We start from the raw sequence: 26,663 nt of genomic DNA, 5'->3' as shown, positions 1-26,663 counted from the left end.
TTTTTATTTCCGTCGAACTAGGACTTATCTTTAACCGTCGTTGCTTGGGAGCACATCGGGCTTCTTATCTCGCCCTAGCATCAGCAAACAAGGCGTCAGCACCAAGGTTAGTACTGTAGCAAAGGCCAAACCTCCCGCAATGGCTGTAGCAAGTTGCGACCACCATTGGGTACTCGGGGCACCAAACTCTATTTTCTGGTTAATCAGATCGATGTTCATTTCTAACACCATCGGCATCAAGCCTAAAATGGTGGTAACCGTAGTCAGCATTACTGGTCTTAAACGCTGAACACCCGTCCTGAGAATCGCATCTCGCTTGTCCAAGCCGCGTTTTATCAGTTGGTTATAGGTATCAATCAGCACAATATTGTTGTTTACCACAATTCCTGCCAACGCTATCACTCCAATACCGGACATCACAATGCCAAACGGACGCTGGAAGATAAGCAAACCAACAAACACACCAACCGTTGAGAACAGCACCGCACTAAGAATCAAAAACGCTTGATAGAAGCTATTGAACTGAGTAATCAAAATCAAAGCCATCACCGCCAATGCAACTAAGAAAGCACTTTGTAAGAAGGCTGACGAGTTTTCTTGTTCTTCATTTTGACCACGAATACGAAACTCGACACTACTTGGTAAACCTAACTCACTTAACGCTTGCTCAATCTTTGGCAGTTCGAGTGCAAGGTTATAACCCTCTTCCATATCCGCCATGATGTTCACGACTCGCTTTCCATCAAGACGCTTTATCGTGTCCTGCTTATGGTCTGGCACTATCTGAGCAAAGTTAGTGATCGGCACCAAGCCTGCTGGTGTTTTAACTCTTAACTGGTCAAAGCGCCCGATATCTCTTTTATCGCTTGGGTAGCGTACCAAGATATCGACTTCTTCTGATGAGTCATCAGGTAGGTAGTCACCAATCTTTAGCCCGTTAGTGACGAATTGAACCGTATTACCCACCAAGGTCGCATCAGCCGAAAAACGCGCAGCATCATCTCTGCGAATATCCACTTTCCAATCGATGCCATCTTTACTCGCGGTATCACTTATATTGGTCAGCGCCTGATTACCATCCGCCCAGTTTCTTACAATTTTTGCAGCCTGATTCAGCTGCTCTGGTGTTCTTGCCGAGAGCTCAATCACTAAGTCATTTTCAACCGGAGGCCCTGCATCAGGAAACTTATATTCAATCTCGACCCCTGCGTATTGATCGGTGTGCACCTTTAATTCTTCAATGATCGCCTTAACACTGCGACGGTATTGCCAATCAACGGGGGTAATCGAGATCAAACCAATCTGATCGTCACCACCAGTACGCGTATAAACGGTATCGAACTCATCATGATTAAGCATCATCAACTCAATATCACGCATGATGACATCTTTCTCTTGGATTGATAGATCACCATGAGAGCGAACTTTGACGTTAAAGAATGGCGGATCCACTTCTGGGAAGAACTCTGCGCCTAGACCTGCCTTTGAGTAAGTAAATCCAACCGCAACCGCAAGTAATATCGCACTGAACAGAATCTTAAAGGGGTGCTTAATCGCAATCGACAACGTGTGGTAGTACGCTTTGGTTAAGCCTGTAGCCTGTGAGAAATCACCGTTGTGCAGTGCCACCATTCTCGCTTGGATTTTGGGCGATACGTATTGAGGTTTACCAATCAAACCACCGAGTACAGGCACAAACAACAACGCCATAATCAATGAAGCGGTTAAGGTTGCAATCAATGTTAATGGCAAGAACTTCATGAATTCGCCCGTTACATCCGGCCAAAACAGCAATGGAGCAAATGCAGCCAAGGTTGTAGCCGTTGATGCCGTTATTGGCCACGCCATCCGTTTCGCTGCATCTCGGTAAGCGGCTTTACGCCCTTCACCTTCTTGCATTCGCCTGTCGGCAAACTCAGTCACCACAATTGCGCCATCGACCAACATACCAACCGCCATGATCAACGAGAACAGCACCACGATGTTGACGGTTAGACCAAACACAGACAACACCAACAATCCCGTGAGGAATGATCCAGGAATTGAAATTCCGACCAATAGCGCGGTTCGAACACCAAGAATGGCGATGATCACGATCACTACTAAAATGATGGCGGATAAAATATTGTTTTGAAGATCGTTGAGCATGATCTTCACATCTTTAGATTCATCCCAGGTGTATTTAACTAATAAGTTATTTGGCCATTCCGCTTGTTGTTGAGCACCAGCCATAACCGCTTTGACTAGCTCTACGGTTTCGATGATATTTTCACCTGCACGCTTCTTGATATCCAAGACCACCGCAGATTTACCATCTAAACGGGCAAAGCTTTCAGGATCTCGAAACGCTCGACGAACCGTAGCCACATCGCCAAAGGTTACTACCTGTTTACCATCAACTTTGATTGGCAATTCAAGTACGTCTTTTAAGGAGTTAAACACCGAAGGGACTTTGACCGAAAAACGCCCGTAGCCTGTATCAACAAAGCCTGCGGCCACCACTCGGTTATTCAAAGCAATCAGATTATAGATGTCCGCTTGATCTAGGCTGTAACTCTCCATCAATAATGGATCAACGATGATTTCTACTATGTCATCGCGATCGCCTGCAATGTCGACTTCAAGGATCTGACGATAGCTTTCGAGTTTATCTCCGAGCTCTCGAGCGATTTGTACTATGGTGCGCTCAGGCACGGTACCAAAAAGAACCACTGACAACACAGGCTGCTCAGAAGCGAGGGTAACTTCATTTACAGTCGGCTCATCGCTATCTTCTGGCAATTTGGGCTTAGCCAGATCAACCGCGTCACGAACATCAGCCATCGCTTTAGTAAGATCGACGCCAACATTAAACTCTAACACCACAGAGGCGTGCCCTTCTGCTGCGGTTGCTGTCATCTCTTTTACGCCTTCGATTGACCTAAGCTCTTGCTCAATAGGTCGAACCAATAAACGTTCGGCATCCGTTGGCGAGATTCCTTGGTGCCCGACTGAAACGTAGATAATTGGAATGGTGATGTCTGGGCTCGATTCCTTAGGTATCGTGATATAAGTAACGATACCGGCGACAAGAATTAACGCCAAAAGGGAGAGCATTGTTCGAGCACGAGACAAGGCTGCATCAATAATTGAATACATCAGTTATCTCCTACTCTGCGGTTACGTTAGAGAGTTCAGCGCCTTGCTCAACAGCAATCACCGAATCACCATCACGAACAAAACCTTGCCCCACCGTGATGATATCGACACGCTGACCTAGCCCAGTGAGCCAAACTCCATCTTGCTCTGCCTTAACTAGCTGAATGCCTACAAATTTCACGGTTGGTGAGTCATCGACTGAAACCAAAGTTTTGACCCCAAGGTTACCTGCCTCATCCAGTGCCAGCATGGCAGGTGTAATCTTGATTGCATCTCTTGTTTCTAGGTTGAGGGTTACTTCTGCACTGACACCTGCAGGTAATAGGCCTTTGGAATTATCGATTTCAATCTCTATTGGGAAGGTATTAGTAGCAGCAGAAGAGATACGAGAAACATAGCGTAAACGGCCTTCCGCTTCTTCTCGCCCTAACAAACGAACCAAAGCTGATTGATTGACTAGCAAATGCTGGATATGGCGCTCACTGACATCGGCCTCAATAACCAAAGGATCGAGGTCAATCACACCTGCGACAGGGTCGCCAACGCCAACGAAATCGCCCAGTTCCACCATCAAGTCTTGAACCACACCCGAAAAAGGCGAAGTAATCACAGTATTCTTTAAAGCCAATTCCGCATTGCGCTTCATGGCCTTTGCTTCAGTTAATGAAGCCTCAGCGGTGGTATAGGCTATCTCGCCTTGCAGCCCTCTTTTCTTCAAAGACTGCGCCGCTTTGAATTCTTTCTGCTTCAAGCGATATAACGCAGATGCTCGCTCTAGTTGAATCTCTAAATCACCTTTATCTATCTGAGCAATGGCTTGTCCAACTTTAACCGCATCGCCCTTAACAACGTTCAATCTAACAACCTTGCCCGCAACTTCAGCCCCCAAACGAGCATGTCTATCGGGCGCCGTTCGACCATAGAGATCAATCGTTTTAAAGGTCGGTGATGAAGTAAATGTTTGAAAAGAGACCTTCGCCAACGGAATTTCTGTCACTTTTTTCTCAGACGACTCTTCCGCTTGCCCCACTCCTAAACCAAGCCAAATCGACAACAGCACAACTAGAATCAGAGAAACCAACCACGGCTGCTTCAGTTTCTGAAAAAGTGGAGAGTTAGAAAATAGAGTGGGCATAGCAAATCCTTTTGTCCGATGTTATTAAGGCGCGCTAATTAGCTTAACACTGTCATATGCAACATCCTGATGCACAGCGGTAACCTTAACAGACCCACACCCAACGAAGTTGGACTCTATCGACAGTTTAAAAAATATGGCGTTTACTATAAGACAGGTAGATGAAATAAAGATTACACATTCCCACCCTAAATATTTCTTAGTGTGTATGGCTAGAATAGGTCGAATTACTGTCTGTTTTATATGATGTATTTCTTAAAAAAAAAAACGCCGAGCATGAGCTCAGCGTTTAAAATATTTCTAATGTAGCTCTCAGATCAAGCTACCTTTCAGTTCTCGTTAGACGCTAAATGATGCACCACAACCACATGTTGTTGTCGCGTTCGGGTTGTTCACAAAGAAGCGTGCGCCTTCTAGGCCTTCAGTGTAATCAACCATGCCGCCCATTAAGTACTGTAGGCTCATTGGGTCAACAACCAGCGTAACACCGCTGTTTACAATAGTAGTGTCGCCATCATTTACTTTTTCATCAAATGTGAAGCCGTATTGGAAACCACTACAACCGCCACCTGTAATGTATACACGCAGTTTTAGTTCTGGGTTTTCTTCTTCAGCAATTAGCGTTTGTACGCGTGTAGCTGCTGCATCAGAAAAAGACAATGGGATATTTACTTCGCTCACGACAACCTCTCTTACCTGTGTCAAAAACAACATGATACAAATCTAATTCGAGACCATAGTTGTTGAGTATTTTCTTATATTCTGGTGATTATCTAATACCTGACTGAAACGTTCAAGTATTCACCACAGGATCGTTCCTTTTACTGCCTTAAACTCGCCCATATCTGACAATTAAAACGTGTAACCACACAAAACAACCAGATTCGGGGGATTATATCGGCGAAAGCATTCCTAGTTGGATTCTGGATAGGTACAATGCGTGCCAATTGGTCCGACAGTCAAAAGAGGATATATCAATGACCAAATCAGCAGAACTGTATCAAAAGGCACAGCAAACTATTCCAGGTGGCGTTAACTCTCCAGTGCGCGCTTTTAACGGTGTAGGTGGTTCTCCAATCTTCGTTGATAGAGCTGACGGCCCACTTCTTTTTGATGCTGATGGGAAAGCATATATCGATTACGTTGGCTCTTGGGGCCCAATGATCCTTGGTCACAACCACGCAGTTATCCGTGAAGCTGTCATTGATGCAGCGCAACGCGGCCTTAGCTTCGGTGCTCCAACCGAAACTGAAATCAAAATGGCTGAACTTGTCTCTGAGATGGTTCCATCAATGGAACAGCTGCGTATGGTGAGCTCAGGTACAGAAGCAACAATGAGTGCGATTCGTCTTGCTCGTGGCTTTACTGGTCGTGACAAAATTCTTAAGTTTGAAGGCTGTTACCACGGTCACGCAGACAGCCTACTGGTAAAAGCAGGTTCTGGCGCACTGACTTTAGGTCAACCAAGCTCTCCTGGTGTACCTGCTGATTTTGCGAAACTAACGCTAACAGCAACCTTCAACAATCTAGATTCAGTACGTGAAATCTTCGCAGCAAACAAAGGCGAGATCGCTTGTATCATCGTTGAGCCTGTAGCGGGTAACATGAACTGCATCCCTCCAGTCGAAGGCTTCCACGAAGGTCTACGTGAAATCTGTGACCAAGAAGGTGCGTTGCTGATCTTTGATGAAGTAATGACAGGCTTCCGAGTTGCTGAAGGTTGTGCTCAGGCTTACTACAACATCAAACCAGACCTAACGTGTCTTGGTAAAGTGATTGGCGGCGGCATGCCTGTGGGTGCTTTCGGTGGTCGTAAAGACGTGATGCAATACATCGCACCAACTGGCCCGGTTTACCAAGCAGGTACGCTTTCAGGTAACCCTATTGCTATGGCAGCTGGCTACGCGTGTTTGAACCTTCTAAGAGAAGAAGGCAACGAAAAGCGTCTAGCATCAAAAACTAAGCAACTGGCTAATGGCTTCAAGCAACTTGCAGACAAGCACGGCATTCCGATGCTAGTTCATCAAGTTGGCGGTATGTTTGGTTTCTTCTTCACTGACCAAGAAACTGTGACGTGCTACGAAGATGTAACTAAGTGTGATGTCGAACGCTTCAAGCGCTTCTTCCACCTAATGTTAGATCACGGTGTTTACCTTGCACCTTCAGCATTCGAAGCAAGCTTTACTTCTCTTGCTCATGGTTCAAAAGAACTGGATGCAACACTAGAAGCTGCTGATCGCTCTCTTGCGATCATTGCTGCTGAAAGCAAATAGTCGAAAGCACTTTATAAGTTGCTAACCGATTGAATTTAGGGCTGCATTAGATGCAGCCCTTTTTAATACATCACGCTCGCTAATCACAAACATGACAGCTTACTTACCCTTCGATTAAGGCTAAAACTGAACTAAAAACGCCTAACGTTCCCAGAAAAGAAAAACCAACAACATCAAGGTACCAAGGAACATTCTGAACCAAGGGATCTCTTTTTTTGTTTGCTGTTCTTCATCTTGGCATTTCTTATCTTTATTACAGCATCCCATTATCAAAACTCCTCATTGCTAACTCTCTGTTTTGCAGCCATTATAAACTCAGAACGCAAATATAGAGACCATTAACGTGTCAGAAAAACTCAAAATCAATACCAGCCACTGGGTGATCATCATTGCCCTACTTGCGGCGGCTTATGCTTGTTACTTGCTTATAGAGCCGTACGTCAACTCAATCGTGATGGCCTTTATCATTTCACTATTGATGTTCCCAATCCATGAGTGGCTTGAAAAAAAGCTCCCGAATAAAGAAAACATCGTCTCTCTGCTGTCTTGTGTGATTCTGACTTTCATTATTGTTATCCCTTTATTGGCAGTATTCGCAGCAATTGTTCAGCAAGGTTCTCTGTTCTCTCAGAACACCTACCAATGGGTGACCCACGGTGGTATTCAGACTTTATTTGCACACCCATTAGTGGTCAAAGCGCTGTCATTTGTGAATAACTACTTGCCTTTCGACAACATTGAGCCTCAAGCCATCGCACAGAAAGTCGGTGAATTTGCGACCAGCTTTGGCTCAAAACTGGTTGGTATCAGTGCAAAAATCCTTGGTGATGCAACCAATTTCTTGATGGATTTCTTCTTGATGCTGTTTGTTCTGTTCTTCTTATTAAGAGATCACGACAGAATCATCAGCGTGGTTCGTCATATTTTGCCTTTATCTCGTAGCCAAGAAGACAAATTGCTAACCGAGATTGAGCAAGTATCGAAATCAGCTGTAATGGGTTCATTCTTAACCGCAATAGCGCAAGGTTTTGCGGGCGGTTTAGGTATGTGGATTGCCGGTTTCCCAGGCCTATTCTGGGGCACCATGATGGGCTTTGCCTCTTTCATCCCAGTTGTGGGTACCGCATTAATCTGGATCCCAGCAGCAACTTACTTGTTCCTAACTGGTGATACCACATGGGCGATTTTCCTAACGGTTTACTGTGTAGCGATTGTTGGTTCTATTGATAACTTGTTGCGTCCACTGCTGATGCAAGGCAGTGCAGGCATGAATACCTTGATGATCTTCTTCTCACTGTTAGGTGGTATTCAATTGTTTGGCCTAATTGGTCTTATCTACGGCCCACTGATTTTTGCGATTACCATTGTCCTTTTCAACATCTACGATGAAGAGTTTAAGGACTTTTTAAACCAGCAAGACAAGAGTTAATCAACTGTTCGACAACTTGGTTGCCGAACGAGTATTAAACACTTCAAGCTTTGGGCGGATTATGCGAAAATCCGCCCTCATTTTTTGCTAACGATTCAACAGAGTGTCCTATGTCAGCTTATATTGCCCCAAGCCAGATTGCTCAACGCCAACTCGCCTACTTTGAAGGCAAACATGTTTTAGTTGCCGGTGAGGCAGAAGACTTGTTCCCTGTTGAGTTAGCGAAGCACTGTGAATCTGTCTCTGTGTTTACTTCTAATTACAGCTACTACCGTCAATTAGAAGGCTGCAACACCATCCAACGTTTTTATGGTGCGGAGTTTACCGAAGAAACCAAAGCTGACTTAGTGATGCTTTACTGGCCAAAAGCCAAAGCGGAAGCAGAATTTTTGTTGGCGATGTTATTTGCCAAGCTAGGCAAAGATACCGAAATCGTTGTAGTTGGCGAGAATCGTTCTGGTGTTAAAAGTATCGAGAAGATGTTCGCTCCTTACGGCAAAGTCGTGAAATACGATTCGGCACGTCGTTGCTCTTTCTACTGGGGTCAATGCTTCGAGCATCCACAAGCCTTCAATCTGCAAGACTGGTTTAAAACCTATACGGTTAACATTGATGAGCAGTCACTGACTGTAAAAAGCCTTCCAGGTGTGTTTAGTCACGGCCAATTTGATGTAGGTAGCCAACTGCTACTTGATACTCTGCCAAAGCTGAAAGGTAAGGTACTGGATTTTGGTTGTGGTGCAGGCGTATTAGGCGCGGTAATGGCATCTCGTCACCCTGATATCGAGCTAGAAATGTGCGACATCAGTGCATTTGCCGTGGCATCAAGCCAAGCAACGCTAGAAGCGAACGGTTTAACGGGAAATGTCTTCGCCTCAGATGTCTATTCCGACACATCAAAAGACTACCAATTCATCATCAGTAACCCACCATTCCATTCTGGTTTGGACACAAGCTACAGCGCGACTGAGACCTTACTTGCTCAGGCTCCTAAGCATTTGAAGCGTTCTGGCGAGATGATTATTGTTGCGAACAGTTTCTTAAAATACGTTCCAATTATTGAACAAGCGTTTGGAAAATGCGCGACTCTAAATAAGACCACTAAATTCGCGATCTACCACGCAAACAAATAGCCTATCTAGCACAGCGCAGGGTCATTATCTGCGCTGTCTGTTCATAATTTTGTCAAAACTCTATAAAAATGAGCTTTTGCACACGCTTTAAATACCACTTACTTGTCAAAGTAAAAAAACTCGTTAATTTCGTTAAATTGGAACCCGTTAATTCTATTCTCTGTACTTGTTTTCACCCCTTTTAGCAGTACATCAAAGGAAAGTAGTACCCAATTTATGTTTAGATTCTATCGTAAGCAGAAGTTTAAGCGCCTTCAAAATACCCTAATGCTGGCATTTCTTGTCCTCAGTATTACCCCAGTGACACTTATCGCGATATTTTTCCTCCAGTCGCACAGTCAGGATCTTCAGGAACAAAGTACTTCGCACCTTGTTTCGGTCCGTGATACTAAGCAACAGCAAATTGTCGATTACCTACAAGCTCAAGAGTCCCAAGTCATGGGCTTTGTTCGCTCAGAACTTGCCAATGCCAGTGGCGGGCGATTCTATGGTTTAATCAATGCGTTCCAACGCTTAGGGTTAGATATTGACGAAGCGCGCAGTAATGCGCAGCAGCGTTACATTCAAGGCTCTGGCGATCAAATCAAGACATCGATTCTTCCAGAATCTAGTAGCTTTATTGGCAGCGAACGTTATCGACTGCTTCACAAGCGCTACCATCACTCATACCAAGAATTGCTTAAGCGTTCAGACTTTGATGACATTCTATTAGTCGACATTAACGGTAACGTCGCTTACTCAATCTTTAAGCATGATGATTACGGCACTAACTTGCTAACAGGTAAGTACAAAGATTCAAACCTAGGCGTTACCTTTCAACGCTTAGCAAAAGACGTAAAAGACAAACGTAAATCCAACGAGGACTATACACCGGTTATCGTTTCTGACTTTAAAGATGAGAACGGTAAGCAGACGGCTTGGTTAGGTGCGCCTATTGTTCAACAAGGCTACCTGCACAGTTACGCCATGTTTAGGCTGCCAATCAATGGGATTACTAAGCTAATTGCGGATCTCAACAAGAGTTCAAATATTCAAACACTGCTTGTGGGTGATGATCACCTGCCACGCAGCCTCGCCCATTCGCAAGAGTCGATTAATTTAAGCTTAGACGTTGTCGACAAAGCATTGGCTGGCGAAACGGCCGTAGGTACGTTCAACAACACTCAAGATCAAGCGATCATCGCAGCATATACCCCAATTGAGCTGAAATACGCAACATGGGCTCTTGTCGTAGAGCTGCCAGAAAAAGAGGCGTTTGCCCGTATTCATCAGTTAGAGAAGATCTTCGTGATCGTGATGCTCACAGCGATCATTCTTGTGTTTGTCGCATCGCATTATCTGTCCAATTTCATCACTTCCCCTCTCCTCAAACTGACGTGGGCTGCCGAGAAAGTCTCTGCTGGTGATCTTGATGAAACCATGATCAATACCGAACGCAAAGATGAAATAGGCCGACTGGCGGTTAGCTTCGAAAGAATGCAGCGATCGATCCGTGAAAAAATGCAGCTCATCAAGAGCCAAAACGGTGAGCTTGAGGACAACCTTAAGACCATTCAAAAGCAAAACGAAGAGTTGCAACTGGCGAACAAACTTAAAGATGAATTCTTAGCCACCACCTCACACGAATTGAGAACGCCATTGCATGGCATGGTTGGCATCGCTGAAGCGCTAATATCTGGTGCTAACGGTCCTATTCCGGCCAACCAGAAGTACCAATTGGATATCATCATCAATAGTGGTCAGAGGTTGGCGACACTGGTTGATGACCTGCTTGATTATCACAAGATGCGCTATGGCAGCTTGGATATTAAGAAGTCTGCTGTTGATTTATCTGCAGCCACCAGCTTAGTACTTGAGTTATCTCATCACCTGTTAGGTAACAAGCCAATCCGCATCATTAACCAAGTGCCAAGTGATTTAGGGCTCGTTTCATCGGATCCTCAACGACTTGAGCAAGTGATGTATAACTTGGTTGGCAATGCCATCAAGTACACATCAGAAGGTAAGATTGTTATCTCAGCAAGCGTCATCGACGACAACATTCGAGTACAAGTTGTAGATACTGGCCAAGGTATACCTGCTGAATATCTTGAACACATCTTTGAGCCATTGATTCAAGCTGGCCAAGACGCAAGTAACTATCGCCAAGGTGCCGGCCTTGGGTTATCCATCAGTCGTCAGTTAATTGAGTTGATGGGTGGTTCACTGTACGTAAGTAGCCAGCCGATGCTTGGCACTACATTCAGCTTCACATTACCTTTAGCTACCCAAGAAGAACTGGATAGCTACAGTGAGTCAGGGAGCTACTCACACTTCCAAGCGCCGGATTTAATTGATAACACTCAGCAAGAAAACAGCGCTATCAGTGAAAACCCAGATGGCCCGTTATTGGTTATCGCCGATGATGAGCCGGTGAACCTGCGCGTATTAGACAGCTTCTTGAAGCTAGAAGGTTATCGAGTTCGCACCGCCTGTGACGGCCCTGAAACCATTGAACTGATTGAAAAAGAGAAACCAGAGTTACTTCTGCTCGACATCATGATGCCAGGTATGAGCGGCTATCAAGTGTGTGAGGCGCTACGTAAACAGTATGACCATGCACAATTGCCAATCATCATGCTAACGGCACTCAACCAAGCGGAAGACCGTGTTCGCGGTTTCGAAGCGGGTGCCAACGATTACTTGTCTAAACCGTTCAACAAACAAGAACTGGCGGCGCGAATTACGGCTCACTTATCAGCAAGCAAAGCTGAGCAAAGGCGTCTTGAGAATGACCAATTGCAACTAGAGCTTAAACACAGAGCTATGGTTGAAGCTAACCTACTAGAAACTCAAGGCCGCTTGTTGGAGCAGTTGGAGTCAGCCCCTGAAGCCATCATTTGTATTCGTGATGACCAACGTATTCGCTTTGCCAACGAAGCGGCTGCTAAGCTGTTTAGACGTGGGCAAGAACAACTCAAGCGCTCAATGGCCGACGAGATCATCGCGCCTAAATACCTGAAGGTGGAACAAGCTCACTACTGTGGTGATATTGATATCTATATAGACGACACACGTCAGCGCATTCCAAGTGACATCCTTAAGTTACCTGAAGGCTCAGGGCTCGACACCATGTATATCTTCAATGTCGGTGGTGGCGTTAACTCAAACCGAGTCAATAACCTTGAAACAGCGGTTGAGGCACTTTCAAGCTACGCCTTTGAAGGTGACAAAGATAAGCTTCAACAACTGAAAGAGCTTGGCGGTGAATTTACTCGCCTTGCTGATAAGGCAACCGGTGAGGGTAAAAACAAGCAAGAGCTGATGCGTGAAGTACTAGTCGATGTCATGACCAATGCCATTATCTACTGGGAGTCTGTTACTGGGGAGACCAAGTTTGCTTTCGCAGAAAAGAGTGGCTTATGGCGAGTCTACTTAGACCGCAGTACCCTACAAACTAGAACGCTAGACAAATACCTACGAGTAGAAACTCTACCGAAAACACCTCGTTGGCGAACGGTACTGAGCTCTATCGAATTCATACTTGAGCACTGTAAAGAACAAACACCAGAAAGAACTCATATCGAGATGCTAAGGGATAAACTACAGAAACTACTGACCAGCTAACCCTGAAGTAAGATCACGATACTGTAAATAATGGAGCCCACTTAGCGTGGGCTTTTTTGTACGCCTAACAATCACAAAAAGTAGAATCCCAACGCTTGCAACGCACTTTTTTTACGTCTTTAAACAAGGAGGAATTCACGCCAATTACGCACAGTGCGTGCTCGTAACCGTCAGTACTTTTCGTTCTATTCTCAATCATATCTGACCGTTATCTTACTCTTTGTTGCAGTTTGAGAAGCGAGTCACAACAGAACGGCAGATTTAATTTTCTAGGGAAATTTAACGTAAAAGCGGCAAGTGACCAAGATCTACAATTACAAAACCCTAGCCTAAAGCTTTATAATAAAAAGCCTAGGTAGTTAGTGATCACTTACACCCAACCGATACAGCAAAACCAAATGCGAGTCACATCACCTTAACAATTGCGCACAAAAAACCACCAAAGCACCCCATTTTGACGTTAATGACGTGGGATTGTGTGTTTTTAACGTTTTTGACGGGAAACGAGTTTGATTAATTCATCGATAAGGTGTTTTCTTACTCCTGCCAAAGGCCTACAGGCCACTCTTACCACTTCTCAGAATCAACGATGAATCTGGAGCAATGAAGAAGAGGTAGGCCTTTAACTAGAGTGTGTATCTACTAAACAATTTAGCGACAGGTAACATTCAATCCATTAGTGAAATGAAAGCAAATAGTAAGGAACAGCTATGCTTGCCAATATAAAAAAAACAGCAATAGCAACAGCAATTATTGCAACTGCTACAACAGGTTTTGCATCAGTAGCAACAGCTGCAGAACGCAGTGAGTTGACGATTCACCCTAAAGAGTACACTACATTCGTACGTAACTTTAACCCGTACCTTGGTGCTACCAACCTACATACTACAACCGACTTCCTTTATGAGCCGCTAGTAGTATTTAACGAAATGCACGGTAACACTCCTGTGTTCCGTCTAGCTGAAAACTTCACAATGTCAGATGATCTGATGAGCGTAGTTTTCGACATTCGTAAGGGTGTTAAATGGTCTGACGGAGAAACTTTCTCTGCTGATGATGTTGTTTTTTCTTTCAACCTTGTAAAAGAGAAACCAGAGCTTGACCAATCTGGCATCAACTCTTGGGTAACTTCTGTAGAAAAACTGAACGACTACCAAGTTAAGTTCAGCCTAACAGAAGCTAACTCGAACGTACCTTACGAGATTGCTAAAGTACCAGTAGTACCTAAGCACATCTGGAAAGACGTGAAAGATCCATCAACGTTTACCAATGAGAACCCAGTAGGTTCTGGTCCGTTTACAGAAATCGATACGTTTACCGCTCAATTGTACATTCAATGTGCAAACCCGAACTACTGGGATGCCGATAACCTAGATGTTGACTGTCTACGAGTTCCACAAATTGCAAACAATGATCAATTCCTAGGTAAAGTTGTCAACGGTGAAATGGACTGGACGTCTTCTTTCGTTCCAGATATCGATCGTACATACGCTGCAGCAAGCCCTAAACACCACTACTGGTACCCGCCTTCAGGCACACAGGCGTTCATGGTTAACTTCAAGGATCCAGATCCAGCGAAAAAAGAGGCGCTCACTAACGTAGACTTCCGTCGTGCATTCTCGATGGCGCTTGACCGTCAAACGATTATTGACATCGCGTTCTACGGTGGCGGTACAGTAAATGACTTCGCTTCGGGTCTAGGCTACGCATTTGAAGCTTGGTCTGATGAAAAGGTTCACAACAAATACAAAGGCTACAACACGTACAATGTTGAAGGGTCTAAAGAGCTACTTAAGAAAGCGGGCTTCAAAGATGTCAACAACGATGGTTTTGTTGACACACCATCAGGTAAGTCTTTTGAGCTTCTAATTCAATCACCAAACGGTTGGACTGACTTCAACAACACAGTACAACTCGCTGTAGAGCAACTGGCTGAAGTAGGCATCAAAGCGAAAGCGCGTACTCCAGACTTCTCTGTCTACAACCAAGCGATGCTTGAAGGTACGTATGACGTAGCTTACACAAACTACTTCCACGGTGCGGATCCATACACGTACTGGAACAGTGCTTACAACTCATCACTACAATCTGGTGATGGTATGCCTCGTTTCGCGATGCACTTCTACCAAAACGACAAGCTAGATGGTCTTCTAAACAGCTTCTACAAAACGGCTGATAAGAACGAGCAGCTAGATATTGCACACGGTATCCAGCAAATCATCGCTGCAGACCAAGTGACAATCCCAGTGATGTCTGGTGCTTACATGTACCAATACAACACGACTCGCTTCACTGGTTGGTGGAACGAAGAAAATCCAAAAGGCCGTCCAAACATTTGGGCTGGTATTCCAGAGCGTCTACTTCATGTACTGGACCTAAAACCAGTTAAATAAGTAATCGTTCAATCTTTGCGGCGTAACTTCTTACGCCGCTTATAAAAATCCCCACACTATCAATTGAAAGTATGGCGCTAGTCGTCAGGGGATTTTTCGTTCCAAATTTCGCTAGGAGCGACCTGAATCCAGAAACAGGGAAACAATCTGGGTGAGTAAGGTGTGAGTTATGGGTTATTTTTTAAGACGTTTGTCATTTTATTTTGTCGCGCTATTAGTTGCAGCGACGTTAAACTTTATTATTCCAAGAGCAATGCCTGGTGACCCAGTTACCATGATGTTTGCGAACGCTTCTGTTCAAGTTACTCCTGAGCGTATTGCGGCAATGAAAGAACTATTAGGCTTCGTTGATGGCGGCTTACTGGTTCAATACGGCGCATACATGAAGAACATTCTAAGCTGGGAGCTTGGTACATCAATTCAATTCTACCCACTTTCAGTAAATACACTGTTAGGTGGCGCATTCGGTTGGTCGCTATTCTTAGCAGGCACTGCCGTTATTCTTTCTTTCTCGATTGGCTCAATCCTAGGTATTTTTGCAGCGTGGAAACGTGGCAGTAAATACGATGCCTTTGTTACTCCAGGGATGCTTATTCTACAAGCCGTTCCTCAAGTTGTTATTGCAATGCTTGCGCTATTTACCTTCGCAATTGGTTTGAAGTGGTTCCCAACTGGCTACGCCTATACCGCTGGTACGATACCTGATTGGACAAGTTGGGCATTCATCAAAGACGTTGCTTACCACGCTTTCTTGCCTCTGGTATGTGCTTCGGTTGTTCAAATTGGTGGCTTCCTAGTAAACATGCGTAACAACATGATCAACCTACTCGCAGAAGACTACATCACCATGGCGAAAGGCAAAGGCCTTAGCGAAAACCGAGTGGTATTCAATTACGCAGCTCGTAACGCGATGCTGCCAAGTGTGACAGCACTTTCGATGTCTCTAGGTATGGCAATCGGCGGTCAGTTAATTATCGAAATCATCTTTAACTACCCAGGTCTTGGTAGCGTACTTTTCAACGCAATTAACGCTCGTGACTACCAAGTATTGCAAGGCCAACTGCTTATCATGACGCTATTCATGCTGTTCTTTAACCTTGTTGCAGACATGCTTTACGTTGTTCTTGACCCTCGTCTTCGTAAGGGTGGTAAATAATCATGAAAGATATTCTAAAACTCATTTGGCGCAATCCGATGGCCCTAACCGGTGTCATCATCCTAAGTATTTTTATTCTTGGTGCTATTGCGGCTCCATTGATCACCAAACATGTACCAGACAAGCGTACAGGTAACCCACACGAGTACCCTGGCTTCGTCGTTAAGTCTGCACAAACGAATCCTGATGGCTGGGTTGCTCAAAACCTAGCAGACGACCGTCGCACACTTATCATGTCTAAAAAGGCAGATCACGTACTGGGGACAACTCGTATGGGTCGTGATGTTTGGTCACAAGTAGTATACGGCGCACGTGTATCTCTGGCTGTAGGTTTTGGTGCGGGCCTTACCGTATGTTTACTCGCAACGGTTATCGGTGTTTCCGCGGGCTACTTCGGTGGACGTGTCGATGACATTCTGACAGCCGCAATGAACATCATGTTGGTTATTCCTCAATACCCATTACTGTTCGTCGTTGCAGCCTTTATCGGTGAGGCAGGGCCACTCACCATAACCTTGGTTATCGGCTTTATGTCCTGGGCTTGGGGCGCGCGTGTTGTTCGTTCCCAAACGTTAGCACTGCGTGAAAAAGAGTTTGTAAAAGCCGCTGAAGTTTTGGGTGAATCTTCATTCCGTATCATCTTCGTAGAGATTCTTCCAAACCTTATCTCTATCGTTGGCGCGAGCTTCATCGGTTCGGTGATGTACGCAATCATGATGGAAGCTACGATTTCGTTCCTAGGTCTTGGTGACCCGAACACAATCAGCTGGGGCATCATGCTTTACAACGTTCAAACCTCTTCATCAATGCTGATTGGCGCTTGGTGGGAACTGTTGGCTCCTTGTATCGCATTAACACTACTTGTAACTGGCCTTGCTCTGCTTAACTTCGCGGTCGATGAGATTGCCAACCCGCAACTGCGTTCTCACAAAGGCATGAAGCGTTGGAAAAAACTAGCGGCTCAAGATAAAGAAGAACGTGAACCAGAACTACCACCACAAAATGCACTTTGGAGCGGAGATAAATAATCATGTCTGAACCACTAATTTCAATCCGCAACTTATGCGTGGATTACATCACAGAGTCTGGCGATGTTCGCGCGTGTAATAACGTAAGTTTTGACATCGCTCCGGGTGAAGTATTCGGCTTAGCTGGTGAATCTGGCTGTGGTAAATCAACCGTTGCTTTCTCTCTTATGCGTCTTCATAAGCCGCCCGCTTACATCAGTGGTGGTGAAGTAATCTTCAATGGTGAGAACATCCTTGAATACAGTGACGAACGCATGCAAGCGTTCCGCTGGAGCGAGATGTCGATGGTATTCCAGAGTGCGATGAACGCACTCAACCCTGTACTTCCAATGGAAGAGCAGTTCTGTGATGTGATTATGCATCACACCAACATGACTCGTGAACAAGCTAAGCAACGCGCTGAAGGTCTACTTGAAATCGTCGATATTCACCCGAGCCGATTGAGTGACTACCCTCACCAATTCTCTGGCGGCATGCGTCAACGCTTAGTTATTGCTATTGCTTTAGCATTAAATCCAAAGCTGATCATTATGGATGAGCCAACGACCGCGCTTGATGTGGTTGTTCAACGCGAAATCCTACAAAAGATCTATGCACTAAAAGAAGAGTTTGGTTTCTCAATTCTGTTCATCACCCATGACTTGTCATTGATGGTCGAGTTCTCTGACCGTATCGGCATCATGTACTCCGGTGAGCTTATCGAGGTCGCGAACTCTCAAGATATTCTAGAAAACCCTTACCACCCTTACACCAAAGGGCTGGGTAGTTCTTTCCCTCCACTAACAGGGCCAAAGACAAAACTAGCGGGTATTCCGGGCAACCCTCTGAACCTCTTAGAGATTCCTGAAGGGTGTCGTTTCCAAGCTCGATGTGACCGTGTACATGAAGCTTGTACTAAGGTGCCAACCAAGCTGCGCTCTATCGACCCGGGACACTTGTCTAACTGCCACCTGTACGGTGACCCAATAGTACAAAGGAAGCTATAGCTTGCACGCTGAATCAGCGTGGATAACGAATAAGGCGGCTCGACCGTCGAAAAGCAAGCAAAGCGAACAAGGATTCTGGAGACAATTATGAGCAAAGATTTCGGTCAATTATTGGTAGAAGGCAAGAATGTCGTAAAAGACTTCCCAATAAGCAGTACCACCATTCAAACCCCAATGATGCGTGCGATTAACGACGTGTCATTCAAGATGTACAAAAGCCGTGGCCTAGCGGTGGTTGGTGAGTCTGGTTCAGGCAAATCAACAACAGCAAAAATGATCGCAAAAATGTACGCGCCTTCGGGCGGTACGATCGAATACAAAGGTCGCGATATCCAAGAGATCTCAAGCAGAAAAGATCTCATGCACTACCGTGAAGGTGTGCAGATGGTATGGCAAGACCCGTTTGGTTCACTGAACCCAACACACAATATCTTCCACCACATCGCTCGCCCTTTGTTGATCCACAAAAAAGTATCTCCTGGCAACAAGAAAGAGTTACAGGAACGTGTATACGATCTTCTAGAGCAAGTGGGGTTAGTACCACCGCAAGCGACAGCAGAAAAGTACCCTCACCAACTCTCAGGTGGCCAGCGTCAACGTGTCAACCTTGCACGTAACATCGCGGTAGGTGCGGAAGTTGTTCTCGCAGATGAGCCAACCTCAATGCTTGATGTATCGATTCGTGCTGGTGTTTTGAACCTGATGGAAGAGATGAAGTTTGAGAAGCAAATGTCTCTACTTTATATCACTCACGACATCGCAACGGCTCGTTACATCGCTGAAGATCTTTCCGTAATGTACGTTGGACACATGGTGGAATGGGGCGATACCGATGACGTTATTGCTAACCCTCAACACCCTTACACTCAGCTATTGGTTTCGGCAGTTCCAGATCCTAAGAAATCGATCCACGACCAACTAGCAGGTAACAAAGGGGAGATCCCACTTTGGACACCAGTATCAGCAGGTTGCCCATTTGCAGGCCGTTGTACTCACGCGATGGACAAGTGTAAAGAACAGCTTCCAGGAGTTACACAGTTAGCTGATAACCACTTTGTACGTTGTTACCTACACGAAAGCTAAGCAATAAAGTCCAAGTTAGGGTCTGCGGACCCTAACTATTTATATCCAAAACATTCAAGTACCTAGCCAATAGAAACTAGGACTGTCGGAGAGTATTGATGCTGTTATTGACCAACCATATTGGCTATGAGTCCACAGGCCCAAAGCAAGCTATCTTACAAACAAAGAAAGCTCGTCTATCGAGCACTACGGCTTTACTCGTCTGTGCAGACAATCATATGACTGTCGGAAGCTTTGATGTGGTTAAACAAGGCCGCGTAGCAAATTGGCATCAAGGGCAATTCTTCACTATCGATTTCAGTTCAGTTACTGAATCTGGTCGCTACTACCTACGTTTTGACAACCTGCGTTCAGAAGCATTTGAGATTGGTAGCAACCTATTAATGAACCACATATTCTCTGATGTGCTTCATTACTTTAAGTCACAACGCTGTGGCGGTATTTTCGACAAAAAAGATCGACAAGCACAAATTCTAGGTACCGACAGATACGTCGATGTCCACGGAGGATGGTATGACGCATCAGGAGATGTCAGTAAGTATTTTAGCCACCTGTCTTATGGTAACTACCTAAACCCACAACAAATTCCAATGGTCGTTTGGAACATGCTAAAAAGTGTACGCTTGACTAGCCATAACCCAGACTTCCCAAAATTCTCCATGACTCGTCTAACGGAAGAGGCTCTGTTCGGTGCCGACTTCTTAGTGCGTATGCAAGACGCCGACGGATACTTCTATATGACGGTATTCGACAAATGGAGCAAAGATATCAATCAGCGCGACATCTGCGCTTATGCGACTCAAGAAGGTCATAAATCAACAGACTTACAGGCGGGCTACCGACAAGGTGCAGGCGTTGCTATTGCAGCACTGGCTGCTGCATCTGAGCTTGAAACCTCTGGCAGTTACTCTAGCCAAACCTACCTTGATACAGCTGCGAAAGGCTATTGGCACCTTAAAGAACACAACCTTCAGTACCTAAACGATGGCGAAGAGAACATCATCGATGAGTATTGCGCCCTACTCGCAGCCAATGAGCTGTATCGCGTAACTCAAGACCAGCAATACCTAACAGAAGCAAGAGCTTGGGCGACTCGCTTAATCTCTCGCCAACAGTCAGATAATTCATTTGAGCACTTCTGGTCGGCAAACTCTGATGGCTCTCGCCCATACTTTCATGCAGCAGAAGCTGGCCTTCCGGTGATTGCGCTATGCGAATACATCGACAACGAAACCAATACTGAATTAAAAGAACAGGCTCGCACAGCTGTTGAGCAAGCTTGCCAGTTCGAAATCAACATTACCGACAAAGTCACCAACCCATTCGGCTACCCAAGACAGTACGTTAAATCTGTCGATGGTGATAAACGTGATGCCTTCTTCGTCGCTCAACAGAACGAGACAGGTTACTGGTGGCAAGGTGAAAATGCTCGCCTTGGTTCACTCGCAACCATGGCTTACCTAGTTCAACCGCACATTAAGGATAATGACCTTCAACAGCGTCTAATCCAGCTTTCACAAAACAGCCTTGATTGGATCTTAGGCCTCAACCCATACCACATGTGCATGCTCGATGGTCACGGCCATAACAACCCAGACTACCTACCTCAGCTTGGTTTCTTCAATGCAAAAGGTGGTGTCTGCAACGGCATCACGGCTGGTTTCGAAGACGAACAAGACATCGCATTCAACCCACCAACACAGAAAGACGACATGCTTCAAAACTGGCGCTGGGGTGAACAATGGATCCCTCACGGCGCTTGGTTCCTATTGGCAACGGCTTCGCAATTCAACTTCCTAGCACAAAGTAAGGAGCAATAATCATGACTCTTTACTACGTAGGTATTGATGGTGGAGGCACTTCTTGTCGAGCTCGAATTCGCGATGACCAAGGCAAGCTGGTTGGTGAAGCAAAGAGTGGCAGTGCCAACATTCTACTGGGTGTTGATGTTGCAATGAACTCTATCGTTGACGCCATCACCAAAGCCGCACAACAAAGCCAACTCGACTCTAACGATTTTTCTAATATGCATGTTGGTTTGGCGCTAGCTGGCGCAGAGCAAAAGTCGGCATGGTTCGACTTCATGGTACAAGCTCACCCTTTCGCAAGTATGACACTCAATACAGACGCCTATGGTGCATGTATTGGTGCACATAATGGCCAAGACGGCGCAATCATGATTGGTGGTACAGGTTCATGTGGTATCTACCTGAACGACGGCGAGCAACATGTGGTTGGCGGTCGTGAATTCCCAATTTCAGACCAAGGCGGCGGCGCAGTGATGGGCCTTCGTTTAATTCAGCAAGTTCTACTCGCTGAAGATGGCATTCGCAACAAAACCGCGCTGACCAAACACGTTATGAATCATTTCAATAATGATGTTGATGCGATCGTGGCGTGGTCAAAAGGCGCGATTCCAAAAGATTACGGTCAATTTTCTCCAGTTATTTTTCAACTGGCAAATGAAGGTGATGAACTGGCTATCGAGATGCTCAAGCAAACCGCTGCTGATATCGAAATGTTTGTCTTAGCACTACACCGAAAAGGCGCTGACAAGGTGTGCTTAATGGGAAGTATCGCTGAACGCATTCACAACTGGCTATCGCCACCAGTACAACAATGGATCGTTAAACCTCAATTCGACGCTATCGAAGGCGCGTTGATGTTTGCCGGGAAATCACAACACAACTTGTATCAACAGGCTTAGCAGGGAAGTTATATGAATTATCGCATCGACTTAGCTGTTCTTTCTGAACAAAAAAATAACTGCCGATTCGGCCTTACGGTACATAACTTAAGTGACCTCGACGTACAAGATTGGTCACTGCATTTTGCCTTTGACCGATTCATCCTTCCTGAGAGTTTATCGCAAGGTGAACTGACTCAAGTAGGAAGCTTTTGCTCGTTCAAACCAAATTCGCCAGTGTTAAAGGCCAATAACCATTTCTACCTTGAATTCAGTATTCAAAGCGCACCATTCCGCTTCTATTCGGATGGCCTTAATGATGCATTTATCCAATCACATCACCAAGGAGAAACATCGGTACTGCCTGTTGCGATATCACCGATTGTTCTGGCTTCACCATATCGTGAACGCAATCAAATTCCTGAAGTGATCGTAGCTCAAGTGGCATTGATTCCTCAGCCGAATCAGATTGAATTTCAGGAAGGTAGTTTCGCGCTAAGTAGCTTCGCGCTAAATAACGACTGCAGAATTGAGGTTCAATCTCATCTTGCTGATAAGGCAGTCTCTTGGTTCCAGCAAGAATTGCTCTCGACCTTTGAGTTGTCTCTTTCGACCACGCTTTCAACTGAACTTTCAAAAGACGAAAGCGGCGGCATTCTATTTCGCAGCAACCCGACGTTAGATGAAGCCGAATACAAGCTGACCATCACTGCACAACAGATTACTGCTGAATCAGGCAGCCAATCGGGCTTTACACACGCTGTGGCAAGCTTGATCCAGTTAGTTCAACAACTGGACGCAGAGAACTTCTCTCTACCATGTTGCAAAATCGCCGATCAACCTCGATTTAAGTACCGCGGCATGATGTTGGATTGCGCTCGTCACTTCCACTCAGTGGATCAAGTGAAGCGTTTGATCAACCAACTGGCGCAGTACAAATTCAACGTTTTTCACTGGCACCTAACCGATGATGAAGGCTGGAGAATTGAGATCAAGAGCCTGCCTCAGCTAACGGAAATTGGCGCGTGGCGTGGTCCTGATCATGCATTAGAACCGCAATACACCCACATTACTGACAACTATGGTGGCTTCTATACCCAACAACAGATTCGCGAAGTCATTGAATACGCAGAGCAACGCAGCATCACGGTTATTCCTGAAATCGATATCCCAGGACACTGTCGCGCCGCAATCAAATCACTGCCAGACATGCTGGTAGAGCAAGCTGATATCACTCAATACAAGAGCATTCAGCACTACAACGACAACGTGCTAAATCCAGGTTTACCGGGTACTTACCAATTCCTAGATGCCGTTATTGAAGAAGTGGCAGAGCTTTTCCCTAGCGAATTGATCCACATGGGTGCAGACGAAGTGCCACCAGGAGTGTGGAGCAACAGCCCTGCAGCTCAAGCTCTGATGAAAGAGCATCAATATAAAGACAGCAAAGACTTGCAAGGTCACCTATTCCGTTATGCCGAGAACAAACTCAAGCAACTTGGCAAGCGCATGGTGGGCTGGGAAGAAGCGCAACACGGCGACAAAGTCAGTAAAGAGACCATCATCTACTCGTGGCTCAGTGAAGAAGCTGCAGTGAATTGCGCTCGCCAAGGCTTTGATGTGGTGCTGCAACCTGCACAGTTTACCTATCTCGACATGACCCAAGATTATGCACCGGAAGAACCAGGCGTAGATTGGGCTGCCGTTATCCCATTAGAACAAGCTTATACCTACGAAGCGCTTGCTGAAATATCCGACACCGACCCAATTCGTAAGCGGATCCGCGGAATTCAGTGTGCTCTATGGTGTGAGATCGTCACCAACCAAAAGCGTATGGATTACATGGTATTCCCAAGAATTAGCGCTTTAGCTGAAGGATGTTGGACACATAAAAACAACCGAAACTGGCTAGATTACCTATCTCGCCTAAAGGGCCACCTGCCATTACTCGACAGACTCAATGTTGACTATCGCAACCCTTGGAAAGCTCAATAAAACAAAACCAAGCGACACTCACATCGAGCGGTTGCTGACTCAAATTAAGTTGCAGACTCAAATTAAGGTGCTCAGTCAGATAAGACTCAGCATCACTATTTAAAAATTAGCTGCATAGATGCAGTTTGTTAAAAAGGAAATGACAATGAAATACGGCTATTTCGATAACGACAATCGCGAATACGTCATCACTCGCCCTGATGTACCAGCACCTTGGACCAACTACCTAGGTACTGAAAAGTTTTGTACCGTAATTTCGCACAATGCGGGCGGTTACTCGTTCTACAATTCTCCGGAATACAACCGTGTTACTAAGTTCCGTCCGAACGGCACATTCGACCGACCAGGGCACTATGTTTACCTGCGTGATGATGAGACGGGTGATTACTGGTCTATCTCTTGGCAGCCAGTGGCAAAAAGCCTAGATGAAGCGAACTACGAAGTTCGTCATGGTCTGTCATACTCAAAGTTCAAATGTGAATACAGCGGTATTACGGCAACTAAAACGCTATTCGTTCCTAAGGGAGAAGATGCTGAAGTTTGGGATGTCGTACTGAAGAACAACACTGACAAACCAAGAACCATCAGCACATTCTCGTTCGTTGAGTTCTCTTTCAGCCACATTCAATCAGACAACCAGAACCATCAGATGTCCTTGTACTCTGCGGGCACGTCTTACCAAGAAGGTGTTCTGGAATACGACTTGTACTACAACACCAACGACTTTGAAGGCTTCTACTACCTAGCATCTACCTTCTCGCCAGACAGCTATGATGGCCAACGTGACAACTTCCTTGGCATGTACCGAGATGAAGCGAACCCAATTGCGGTTGAAAATGGCGAGTGTTCTAACAGCGCTCAAACCTGTTACAACCATTGTGGTTCTCTGCACAAGCAATTTACGATTCAACCGGGTGAAGAAGTTCGCTTTGCGTATGTATTAGGTATCGGTAAAGGCAACGGTGAACGCCTACGCGAGAAGTACCAAGACACAGCCAACGTCGATGCCGCTTTCCAAGGCATCAAAGCTCACTGGGACGAGCGTTGCAACAAGTTCCAAGTTAAGTCTCCAAACGAAGGCTTAGACACCATGATCAACACGTGGACGCTTTACCAAGCGGAAACCTGTGTAGTTTGGTCGCGCTTTGCATCCTTCATTGAAGTCGGTGGTCGTACTGGCCTTGGTTACCGTGATACTGCGCAAGACGCGATCTCAGTACCTCATGCCAACCCACAAATGACCAAGAAACGTATTATCGATCTGCTTCGTGGCCAAGTGAAAGCGGGCTACGGTCTACACTTGTTCGATCCTGACTGGTTCGATCCAGAGAAAGCAGACGTTGAGCCTTCAAAATCACCAACGGTTGTTCCAACGCCTTCAGACGACGACAAGATCCACGGCATTGACGATACCTGTTCTGATGATCACTTGTGGATCGTACCAACTATCATCAAGTACGTGATGGAAACGGGTGAACACGATTTCTTTGACGAAGTGATTCCATACGCAGACGGCGGCGAAGCGACCGTTTACGAACACATGAAAGCCGCACTGAACTTCTCTGCAGAATACGTTGGTCAAACGGGTATCTGTAAGGGTCTTCGCGCAGACTGGAATGACTGTTTGAACCTAGGTGGCGGTGAGTCTTCAATGGTTTCATTCCTACACTTCTGGGCTCTACAAGAATTTTTAGACCTTGCGAAGTTCCGCAATAACGATGCTGACGTTGCTAAATACACTGAAATGGCCGCTAACGTTCGTGAAGCGTGTGAAACACACCTTTGGGATGACGAGGGTGGCTGGTACATCCGTGGTCTGACTAAAAATGGCGATAAGATTGGTACCGCACAACAAACTGAAGGTCGAGTTCACCTTGAGTCAAACACGCTAGCGGTTCTATCTGGTGCGGTATCTCAAGAACGTGGCGAGAAAGCGATGGACGCAGTTGATGAGAACTTATTCTCTGAATACGGCTTACACCTAAACTCTCCATCATTTGCTACACCAAATGACGATATTGGCTTTGTGACTCGCGTTTACCAAGGCGTTAAAGAGAACGGCGCTATCTTCTCTCACCCGAACCCATGGGCTTGGGTAGCCGAAGCGAAGCTAGGCCGTGGTGACCGTGCGATGAAATTCTACGACGCACTAAACCCATACAACCAAAACGACATGATTGAAACGCGCTACGCAGAACCATACTCGTACGTGCAATTCATCATGGGTAAAGACCACCAAGACCACGGCCGTGCAAACCACCCTTGGTTAACAGGTACGTCGGGTTGGGCTTACTTTGCGGTAACCAACTTCATTCTTGGTGTTCGCACAGGCTTTGAAGGTTTAACCGTCGATCCTTGTATCCCAACTGATTGGCCAGAATTCGAGGTAACTCGTCAATGGCGCGGTGCGACTTACAACATCAAAGTTCAAAACCCGAATTCAGTAAGCAAAGGTGTTGCCTCTATCACTATTAACGGTGAGCAGATTGAAGGCGCAATCCCAGTACAAGCAGAAGGCAGCGTAAACGAAGTTATCGTTGTACTCGGCTAATCACTTAATTTGATGAACAGCTCCTATCTCAAGTTTTTACTGGCTTGAGATAGTGAGACTAAAAGGATTTT

At 45.6% G+C, this 26,663-nt stretch carries 17 protein-coding genes; 13 read left to right on the top strand and 4 right to left on the bottom strand.

The window, feature by feature from the left end:
- Positions 1-30: 30 nt before the first annotated feature.
- The 3 genes from AACT19_RS10765 to erpA all read right to left on the bottom strand — a co-directional run bounded on the left by AACT19_RS10765 (position 31) and on the right by erpA (position 4,954).
- The gene (locus tag AACT19_RS10765) at positions 31-3,138 is read right to left on the bottom strand and encodes an efflux RND transporter permease subunit (RefSeq protein ID WP_076646271.1); all 3,108 of its coding nucleotides are present in this window, start codon (positions 3,136-3,138) and stop codon (positions 31-33) included.
- 10 nt (positions 3,139-3,148) lie between these two features.
- A complete protein-coding gene (locus AACT19_RS10760; RefSeq protein WP_004734540.1) occupies positions 3,149-4,273 on the bottom strand; it encodes an efflux RND transporter periplasmic adaptor subunit in 1,125 nt (374 codons plus the stop codon).
- 339 nt (positions 4,274-4,612) lie between these two features.
- The gene (erpA, locus tag AACT19_RS10755) at positions 4,613-4,954 is read right to left on the bottom strand and encodes an iron-sulfur cluster insertion protein ErpA (RefSeq protein WP_004734539.1); all 342 of its coding nucleotides are present in this window, start codon (positions 4,952-4,954) and stop codon (positions 4,613-4,615) included.
- 296 nt (positions 4,955-5,250) lie between these two features.
- Here erpA and hemL point away from each other — a divergent pair, with 296 nt between their 5' ends.
- On the top strand, positions 5,251-6,546 hold the full coding sequence (hemL, locus tag AACT19_RS10750; RefSeq protein WP_076646270.1) for a glutamate-1-semialdehyde 2,1-aminomutase: 1,296 nt from the start codon (positions 5,251-5,253) through the stop codon (positions 6,544-6,546).
- A gap of 141 nt (positions 6,547-6,687) precedes the next feature.
- Here hemL and AACT19_RS10745 read toward each other — a convergent pair whose 3' ends face one another.
- Positions 6,688-6,813, bottom strand: coding sequence for a hypothetical protein (locus tag AACT19_RS10745; RefSeq protein ID WP_004734537.1), 126 nt, complete (start codon positions 6,811-6,813; stop codon positions 6,688-6,690).
- A 76-nt stretch (positions 6,814-6,889) separates the two neighbouring features.
- Between AACT19_RS10745 and AACT19_RS10740 the strand changes: the two genes are divergently transcribed.
- The 12 genes from AACT19_RS10740 (at position 6,890) to AACT19_RS10685 (ending at position 26,592) form a co-directional block, all read left to right on the top strand.
- The gene (locus AACT19_RS10740; RefSeq protein WP_076646268.1) at positions 6,890-7,975 is read left to right on the top strand and encodes an AI-2E family transporter; all 1,086 of its coding nucleotides are present in this window, start codon (positions 6,890-6,892) and stop codon (positions 7,973-7,975) included.
- Between the two features lie 110 nt (positions 7,976-8,085).
- Complete coding sequence (gene rsmC / locus AACT19_RS10735) at positions 8,086-9,108, top strand: 16S rRNA (guanine(1207)-N(2))-methyltransferase RsmC (protein ID WP_076646266.1); 1,023 nt, start codon at positions 8,086-8,088, stop codon at positions 9,106-9,108.
- Between the two features lie 216 nt (positions 9,109-9,324).
- Positions 9,325-12,714: a response regulator gene (locus AACT19_RS10730; protein WP_076646264.1), complete on the top strand. Its 3,390-nt coding sequence runs from the start codon at positions 9,325-9,327 to the stop codon at positions 12,712-12,714.
- A gap of 710 nt (positions 12,715-13,424) precedes the next feature.
- Positions 13,425-15,107 (top strand): ABC transporter substrate-binding protein, encoded by a 1,683-nt coding sequence (locus AACT19_RS10725; RefSeq protein WP_076646262.1) that lies wholly within the window; start codon positions 13,425-13,427, stop codon positions 15,105-15,107.
- A 169-nt stretch (positions 15,108-15,276) separates the two neighbouring features.
- Positions 15,277-16,263, top strand: a complete 987-nt coding sequence (locus AACT19_RS10720; protein WP_004734532.1) for an ABC transporter permease — start codon at positions 15,277-15,279, stop codon at positions 16,261-16,263.
- 2 nt (positions 16,264-16,265) lie between these two features.
- Complete coding sequence (locus AACT19_RS10715; RefSeq protein ID WP_004734531.1) at positions 16,266-17,291, top strand: ABC transporter permease; 1,026 nt, start codon at positions 16,266-16,268, stop codon at positions 17,289-17,291.
- Between the two features lie 2 nt (positions 17,292-17,293).
- A complete protein-coding gene (locus AACT19_RS10710) occupies positions 17,294-18,277 on the top strand; it encodes an ABC transporter ATP-binding protein (RefSeq protein WP_004734530.1) in 984 nt (327 codons plus the stop codon).
- Between the two features lie 87 nt (positions 18,278-18,364).
- The gene (locus tag AACT19_RS10705) at positions 18,365-19,360 is read left to right on the top strand and encodes an ABC transporter ATP-binding protein (protein ID WP_017080764.1); all 996 of its coding nucleotides are present in this window, start codon (positions 18,365-18,367) and stop codon (positions 19,358-19,360) included.
- Between the two features lie 98 nt (positions 19,361-19,458).
- Positions 19,459-21,180 (top strand): glycoside hydrolase family 9 protein, encoded by a 1,722-nt coding sequence (locus tag AACT19_RS10700; protein ID WP_076646260.1) that lies wholly within the window; start codon positions 19,459-19,461, stop codon positions 21,178-21,180.
- A 2-nt stretch (positions 21,181-21,182) separates the two neighbouring features.
- Positions 21,183-22,067 carry an N-acetylglucosamine kinase gene (locus tag AACT19_RS10695; protein WP_076646258.1) on the top strand — a complete coding sequence of 295 codons (885 nt, stop codon included), beginning with the start codon at positions 21,183-21,185 and terminating at the stop codon, positions 22,065-22,067.
- Positions 22,068-22,079: 12 nt separating this feature from the next.
- Positions 22,080-24,041, top strand: a complete 1,962-nt coding sequence (locus tag AACT19_RS10690; RefSeq protein ID WP_076646256.1) for a beta-N-acetylhexosaminidase — start codon at positions 22,080-22,082, stop codon at positions 24,039-24,041.
- Positions 24,042-24,186: 145 nt separating this feature from the next.
- Positions 24,187-26,592 carry a GH36-type glycosyl hydrolase domain-containing protein gene (locus AACT19_RS10685; protein WP_076646254.1) on the top strand — a complete coding sequence of 802 codons (2,406 nt, stop codon included), beginning with the start codon at positions 24,187-24,189 and terminating at the stop codon, positions 26,590-26,592.
- Positions 26,593-26,663: the final 71 nt, after the last annotated feature.

Origin of the sequence: Vibrio sp. 10N.222.47.A9, from assembly GCF_963872585.1 — a bacterium.
Taxonomy (GTDB): Bacteria; Pseudomonadota; Gammaproteobacteria; order Enterobacterales; family Vibrionaceae; genus Vibrio; species Vibrio splendidus.
Note: the sequence above shows the minus strand (reverse complement) of the source record. Positions and strands in the feature narration are given on the sequence as shown.